The sequence below is a fragment of the Ameyamaea chiangmaiensis genome, from assembly GCF_013376175.1.
Taxonomy (GTDB): domain Bacteria; phylum Pseudomonadota; class Alphaproteobacteria; order Acetobacterales; family Acetobacteraceae; genus Ameyamaea; species Ameyamaea chiangmaiensis.
In genome coordinates this window covers 1-6,874 of sequence record NZ_JABXXR010000143.1, presented here as the reverse complement: position 1 = coordinate 6,874, position 6,874 = coordinate 1, and the positions used below count along the sequence as shown (strand labels likewise).

7 protein-coding genes are annotated in these 6,874 nt (G+C 67.3%); 5 read left to right on the top strand and 2 right to left on the bottom strand.

Translation table 11 applies throughout. The features are described 5' to 3' along the window. A partial coding sequence (locus HUK82_RS13370) for a bifunctional ornithine acetyltransferase/N-acetylglutamate synthase (RefSeq protein WP_176614432.1) occupies nt 1-272 on the bottom strand: 272 nt, incomplete at its 3' end. A 72-nt stretch (nt 273-344) separates the two neighbouring features. Then, nucleotides 345-1,223 (bottom strand): peptidylprolyl isomerase, encoded by an 879-nt coding sequence (locus tag HUK82_RS13365; RefSeq protein WP_246495235.1) that lies wholly within the window; start codon nt 1,221-1,223, stop codon nt 345-347. 315 nt (nt 1,224-1,538) lie between these two features. Here HUK82_RS13365 and secA point away from each other — a divergent pair, with 315 nt between their 5' ends. The 5 genes from secA to ruvB form a co-directional block, all read left to right on the top strand. Beyond that, entirely contained in the window at nt 1,539-4,271 is a 2,733-nt protein-coding gene (gene secA, locus HUK82_RS13360) for a preprotein translocase subunit SecA (RefSeq protein ID WP_176614430.1), read from the top strand. A 60-nt stretch (nt 4,272-4,331) separates the two neighbouring features. Next, on the top strand, nt 4,332-5,081 hold the full coding sequence (locus tag HUK82_RS13355; protein WP_176614429.1) for a YebC/PmpR family DNA-binding transcriptional regulator: 750 nt from the start codon (nt 4,332-4,334) through the stop codon (nt 5,079-5,081). Between the two features lie 23 nt (nt 5,082-5,104). Continuing rightward, a complete protein-coding gene (gene ruvC, locus HUK82_RS13350) occupies nt 5,105-5,611 on the top strand; it encodes a crossover junction endodeoxyribonuclease RuvC (protein WP_176614433.1) in 507 nt (168 codons plus the stop codon). Beyond that, complete coding sequence (ruvA, locus tag HUK82_RS13345; protein ID WP_176614428.1) at nt 5,608-6,213, top strand: Holliday junction branch migration protein RuvA; 606 nt, start codon at nt 5,608-5,610, stop codon at nt 6,211-6,213. The genes ruvC and ruvA overlap by 4 nt, the downstream gene beginning before the upstream one ends. Continuing rightward, the coding region (gene ruvB, locus HUK82_RS13340) for a Holliday junction branch migration DNA helicase RuvB (RefSeq protein ID WP_176614427.1) at nt 6,210-6,874 on the top strand (665 nt) is incomplete at its 3' end. The genes ruvA and ruvB, both read left to right, overlap by 4 nt.

The window sequence follows — 6,874 nt, the reverse complement described above, 5'->3', positions numbered from 1 at the left end:
GTGAAGACATTCGCGTTGCCGGCATTGACCACCAGCGCGCGCGCCCGGCCGCCCGGCAATGCCGCACGGCACCAGTCGACCGGCGCCCCGGGGCACTTGCTGCGCGTGAAGACGCCCGCGACGGACGTGCCCTCCACGAACTCGGCCATCACCAGATCGGTTCGACCGCGATAGCGGATCCCGGCCTCGGCCGCGCCAAGGCGGACCCCGCGGATCGTCGTCAGGGCCGGAAGCTCGCGCGCCAGGGGAGAGAGGGGGATCGTTCTGGCCATGGTCGCGCGCTGCTCCTTGACGACGCCGCGTGGAAACAGACCCCGGCCACGCGCGGCGGCCGGGGAGGGGTTTTACTTCTTCGCGGCCGGGGCCGCAGGGGCCGGCGCGTCGGAGACGGGCTTGCCGCTCGGGTCGTAGTGGACGACCTTCACCTTGGCCACGGCGGCCTCGACAGCGGCGCGGACGCCCTGCTGGATCAGCTTCTGGCGGATATCGTCACGCACGGAGTCCAGCGTGGGAACCGGCGCCTGACGGGTGCCAAGGACCTGGATCACGTGCCAGCCATACTGGCTGTGAACGGGGGTCTGGCTGATCTCGTTGGGCTTCATGGCAAAGGCGGCGGCCGAGAATTCCGGCAGCATGTCGCCCTTCTTGAACCAGCCCAGATCGCCACCGTTCTGCTGCGCGCTGCCCGTGTCGGTCGACAGCTGCTTGGCCAGCGTGGCGAAATCCGCACCACCCTTGAGCTTCTTGATGACGTCCTGCGCCTCGGCCTCGGTCTTGACCAGAATATGGCGCGCGTGCACCTCGGTCTCGGCCGGCTTGTTGGCGTAGTTCTTGTTGTAATAGTCCTGAATCGCCGCATCGGTCAGGGTCGGCGCGACCTTTTCCGACAGATAGGCGTTCTGCAACGCGCCGGCTGCGGCACGATCCATCAGCGCCTTGACGTCAGGCTTGTTCTGCAGACCTTCCTTGGCGGCCTGAATCTGGATCGCCTTCTGGTCGACGATCTGGTTCAGCAGCATCGGGAAGATCGTGTTCGGCGGCAGCTGACGCAGCTGCTGGGGCATGCCCGACGCGGCCTCACGCACATCGTCGAGATAGACCTTCTGCCCGTCGACGGTCGCGACCAGCGGGTTCGCATTGGCAGGAGCCGCCGCCGCGGCGGACGCGGCCGGGGCGGGCGATGCCGCGGGAGAAGCCGGGGCCGCGAGGGCCGGCGACGCCATCAGAACGGCGCCGAGAACAGGAACAGAGCGGAAAAGCCGCATGAGAGATGCAACCCCATCAAGGAGAGAAGAGCGAAAGCGGCGCATCATGACGAAGGCCGCCCCCCCAGGCAAGGGCCGGAGGCCCGGAAAAACCCTTGATGACACCACCGTAACAGACCGCCCAGCGCCACGCCCGTCCGATGCGCCCGCATCGGTGGCCGGCCGCAAAACGACACGCCCGGCACGCCCTTCGGTTGACCGTCGCAGGCACGGGGCCTATCTCATGTGCCGCGCAAAACTGCCACAGACGCGCCCCGCCCCTGGAAGGTTTTCATGTTCGCATCGCTTGCCCGCGCCCTGTTCGGAACCGCAAACGACCGCTCGCTCAAGGCGTATCAGCGGCGCGTGCCCGACATCAACGCGCTGGAATCCGCGCTGCAGACCCTCGACGACGCGCGACTGGCCGCGAAAACGGTCGAATTCCGCGAACGCCTGGCACGGGGCGAGACGCTCGACGCCCTGCTGCCCGAGGCCTTCGCCACCGTGCGCGAGGCATCGCGCCGGGTGTTCGGTAAGCGCCATTTCGACGTGCAGCTGATCGGCGGTATGGTCCTCCATGACGGGCGGATCGCCGAAATGCGGACCGGCGAGGGCAAGACGCTGGTCGCGACACTGGCCGTGTATCTCAGCGCCCTGGCCGGCCGCGGCGTGCACGTCGTGACGGTCAACGACTATCTCGCCCGACGCGACGCCGAGGAAATGAGCCATCTGTACGGTTTTCTCGGCCTGACCACCGGCACCATCGTGCCCAACATGGGCGACGACGAGCGCCGCGCCGCCTATGCCGCCGACATCACCTACGGCACGAACAACGAGTTCGGCTTCGACTACCTGCGCGACAACATGAAATACCGGCTGGAGGACATGGTCCAGCGGCCGTTCCACCACGCCATCGTGGACGAGGTCGACTCGATCCTGATCGACGAGGCGCGAACGCCACTGATCATCTCGGGCCCCGCCGAAGACAGCTCGGACCTCTATCGCTCGGTCGACGCGGTGATCGCCGAACTGGTCAAGATGCCCGACCTGTTCGACAAGGACGAGAAATTCCGCACCGTCATCCTGACCGAAACCGGCTCCGAACGCGTCGAGGAGATGCTGTCCGAGGCCGGGGTTCTGACCGAAGGCGGTCTGTATGATGTGCACAACATCGCCGTCGTGCATCACGTCCAGCAGTCGCTGCGCGCTCATACGCTGTTCACCCGCGACGTCGATTATATCGTGCGTGGCGGCAAGGTGATCATCATCGATGAGTTCACGGGCCGCATGATGGACGGGCGCCGTTATTCCGATGGGCTGCACCAGGCGCTGGAGGCCAAGGAACACGTCGAGATCCAGCAGGAAAACCAGACGCTGGCCTCGATCACCTTCCAGAATTATTTCCGCCTCTATCCCAAGCTGTCGGGCATGACCGGGACCGCGATGACCGAGGCCGACGAATTCGCCGAGATCTACAAGCTCGACGTCGTCGAGGTGCCGACCAACCTGCCCGTCGCGCGCAAGGACGCCGATGACGAGGTCTATCTCAGCGCGCGTGAGAAATACGAGGCCGTCGGCCGCCTGATCGCCGAAGTCTCGCAGAAGGGCCAGCCGGTCCTGGTCGGCACGACCTCGATCGAAAAGAGCGAATACCTGTCCGACTTGCTCAAGCAGCAGGGGGTCGAGCACAAGGTGCTCAATGCGCGCTTCCACGAGATGGAGGCGTCGATCGTCGCGCAGGCCGGCGCGCCGGGCGCGATCACGATCGCCACGAACATGGCCGGCCGCGGCACCGACATCAAGCTCGGCGGCAATCTCGAGATGCTGACGCGCGAAATCCACGAGCAGATCGAGGACGAAGCCGAACGCACCACCGCAACCGAGGCGCTGCGCGAGCGGATTGCCCGTGACCATGACGTGGTGAAGGCGTCGGGCGGCCTGTACGTCATCGGCACCGAGCGGCATGAAAGCCGCCGTATCGACAACCAGTTGCGCGGCCGCTCCGGCCGACAGGGCGATCCGGGCAATTCGCGCTTTTTCCTGTCGCTCGAGGACGATCTGATGCGCATCTTCGGCTCCGACCGGATGGGCGGCATGCTGCAGAAGATGGGGCTGAAGGAGGGCGAGGCGATCGTCCATCCGTGGATCAACAAGGCCCTTGAAAAAGCGCAGAAAAAGGTCGAGGCGCGCAACTTCGACATGCGCAAGAATACGCTGAAATACGACGACGTCATGAACGACCAGCGCAAGGAGGTCTATGCCCAGCGCCGGGAATACATGGCCGCCGAGGATCTGGCCGAGACGATCGCCGAGATGCGCGACGGCGTGATCGCCGCCATGGTCGAGGCCCGCATCCCCGAAAAAAGCTTCGCCGAACAGTGGCAGAGCACGGAACTGGCCGCCGAGATCCAGCGTGTCCTCAATCTCGACCTGCCGATCGCCGACTGGGCGCGCGAGGACGGGATGGACGCCGAGGAGGTCGAGAACCGCATCCGCGCCGCCGCCGCGCAGGCGATGGCAGCCAAGGCGGCCAATTTCGGCCCCTCGATCATGCGCTACATCGAAAAACAGATCCTGCTGACCACGTTCGACGCGGTCTGGAAGGAGCATCTGCTGATGCTCGACCAGCTGCGTCAGGGCATCGGCCTGCGCGCCTATGGCCAGAAGGATCCGCTGAACGAATACAAGCACGAAGCCTTCAAGCTGTTCACGCTGATGCTCGACGAAATGCGCGAGCGCGTGACGATGCTGGTCTCGCGCGTCGAACTGGCGCCGCCGCTGGAACAGCCGACCCCGTCACCCTTTGCGAACACGGCCGAGCTGCATGCCGATCCGCACGTGCCGGGGCTGGAGCCCGAACCTGCCCCGGTTCTGGCCGACGGCGCCGATCCGGCGCTTGCAACGCCGATCGGCGGCGCGGCGATCCTGGAGACCGATCCCACGAGTTGGGGCGAGACACCACGCAACGGCCTGTGCCCCTGCGGCTCCGGCCGGAAATTCAAGCACTGCCACGGGCGGCTGACCTGAGCCGTCCCCACGGCGGCAGAGACACCCGGGCTGACAGACGATAGAGACGGTAGACGGACGATGGCTGGTCATTCGCAATTCAAGAACATCATGCACCGCAAGGGCGCGCAGGACGCCCGGCGCGCGAAGCAATTCGCCAAGGTCATCCGCGAGATCACCGTCGCCGTGCGCTCCGGCCTGCCGGACCCCACCTCCAACCCTCGCCTGCGCGCCGCGATCATTGCCGCGCGCGAGGTCAACATGCCCAAGGACACGGTCGAGCGCGCCATCCGCAAGGCAAGCGGCGCCGCCGGCGGGGATGACTACGTGGAGATGCGCTACGAGGGCTATGGCCCGGCGGGCGTCGCGGTGATCGTCGAGGCCCTGACCGACAACCGCAACCGCACCGCCTCGGACGTGCGCGCCGCGTTCTCCAAGCACGGGGGCTCGCTGGGCGAGACGAACTCGGTCTCGTTCATGTTCACGCGGGTGGGCCTCATTGCCTATCCGCTGGACAGGGCGTCGGAGGAAGACATGCTCGACGCCGCGATCGAGGCCGGGGCGGACAATGTCGAGACCACCGCCGAACGGCACGAGATCACGTGCGAGCCGGACGCGTTCTTCGCCGTTCGCGATGCGCTGGACTCCCGGTTCGGCGAGCCCGATTCGGCCAGGCTCGACTGGCGTCCCGGTACGGTCGTGACACTGGACGAGGACAAGGCCCGCAGCGTGCTCAAGCTGCTCGACGTGCTCGACGAGAACGACGACGTGCAGAACGTCTACGCCAATTTCGACCTGCCGGACGACGTGGCCGAAAAGCTCTCGGCCTGAACGGCGGCATGCCCCCCGGCCGCATGATCCGGCTGCTCGGCATCGATCCCGGCCTGCGCTTCACCGGCTGGGGCGTGATCGACGTGGACGGCAACCGGCTGTGCCATGTCGCCGACGGGGTGATCGCCACCGACGGCGACGCCAGCGTGCCCGAACGGCTGCGCACCCTGCACGATGCGCTGATCGACCTGATCGACCAGAGAAAACCGGTGGAGGCGGCGGTCGAGGAGACCTACGTCAACCGTAACGGCGCCTCGACGCTCAAGCTCGGCTATGCGCGCGGGATCGCGTTGCTGGTGCCGGCCATATCGGGGCTGCCGGTTTCCGAATATGGTGCGATGGCGGTCAAGCGGGCGGTGGTCGGCACCGGTGCCGCGACCAAGGAACAGGTGGAGATGATGGTCCGACGCCTGCTGCCCGGCGCGACGATCCGGCGTGCCGACGCGTCCGACGCACTGGCGGTGGCGATCTGCCACGCCCACCACCGCGCCAGCGCGCAGCGCGTGGCCGGCGGGACGCGCATGGCATGATCGCCCTGCTGCGCGGCCTTCTGGCCCAGACCGAAACCGATCGCTGCGTGATCGACGTGCAGGGCGTGGGGTATCTGGTGCAGGCCTCCACCCGCACGCTGGCCGCGCTGCCGCATCCGCCAGAACTGGCGCGGGTGCTGGTCGAGACGGTGGTGCGCGAGGATGCGATCCTTCTCTACGGCTTCGCGGATGCGCAGGAGCGCGACTGGTTCCGGCTGCTGACCACCGTGCAGGGTGTGGGCGCCAAGGTGGCCCTGGGCCTGCTGTCCACCGTGGCGCCGGGGGAGCTGACATCGGCCATCGCCTCGGGCGACAAGGCGACACTGACACGCGCGCCGGGTGTGGGTGGTCGACTGGCCGAACGCATCCTGTCCGAATTGCGCGACAAGGTGGGCCGGATGCCGGCCGGCCCGGGTGGTACCACGCTGCCGTCGACGGCGGTCGGCGGCGGGGTCGAGCACGATGCGCTGCTGGCACTCGCGGGCCTGGGCTTTCGCCGCGCCGAAGCCTATCCGGTGGTGACACGGATTCTGGCGGCCACCGACGGCACCGCGAGCCTTGATACCGTGCTGCGCGAAAGCCTGAAGGAACTGGCCCGATGAGTACGGACGACCGGACCCTCGACCCGGCCCGGATGCCCGAGGACGCGGCCGAGGCGGCGCTGCGGCCGCAGACGCTGGACGATTTCACCGGCCAGAAGGCCAGCCGCGAGAATCTGGCGATCTTCATCGCCGCCGCGCGGGGACGGGGCGAGGCGCTGGATCATGTGCTGCTGCACGGGCCGCCGGGGCTGGGCAAAACCACACTGGCGCAGATCGTGGCGCGCGAACTGGGCGTGGGGTTTCGGGCGACGTCCGGCCCGGTGATCCAGCGCGCGGGCGATCTGGCCGCGATCCTGACGAACCTGCAGCCGCGCGACGTCCTGTTCATCGACGAAATCCATCGCCTTCAGCCCGCGATCGAGGAAGTGCTCTATCCGGCGATGGAGGATTTCCAGCTTGACCTGATCATCGGCGAGGGGCCCGCCGCGCGCTCGGTGCGGATCGATCTGGCACCCTTCACACTGGTGGCGGCGACCACGCGTGCGGGCCTTCTGGCGACGCCGCTGCGCGACCGGTTCGGCATCCCGCTGCGGCTGGTGTTCTACACGTCCGAGGAACTGCGCCAGATCGTCACACGCGGCGCCCGCAAACTCGGCCTTGCCCTGACGGACGAGGGCGCGGAGGAAATCGCCCGCCGGTCGCGCGGCACGCCGCGTATCGC

What these genes read in the sequence shown, in the direction of transcription:
- HUK82_RS13355 (WP_176614429.1), top strand. Translation starts at nt 4,332, where the DNA reads ATGGCTGGTCATTCGCAATTCAAGAACATCATGCACCGCAAGGGCGCG.
- secA (WP_176614430.1), top strand. Translation starts at nt 1,539, where the DNA reads ATGTTCGCATCGCTTGCCCGCGCCCTGTTCGGAACCGCAAACGACCGC.
- HUK82_RS13365 (WP_246495235.1), bottom strand. Translation starts at nt 1,223, where the DNA reads ATGGCGTCGCCGGCCCTCGCGGCCCCGGCTTCTCCCGCGGCATCGCCC.
- ruvA (WP_176614428.1), top strand. Translation starts at nt 5,608, where the DNA reads ATGATCGCCCTGCTGCGCGGCCTTCTGGCCCAGACCGAAACCGATCGC.
- ruvC (WP_176614433.1), top strand. Translation starts at nt 5,105, where the DNA reads ATGATCCGGCTGCTCGGCATCGATCCCGGCCTGCGCTTCACCGGCTGG.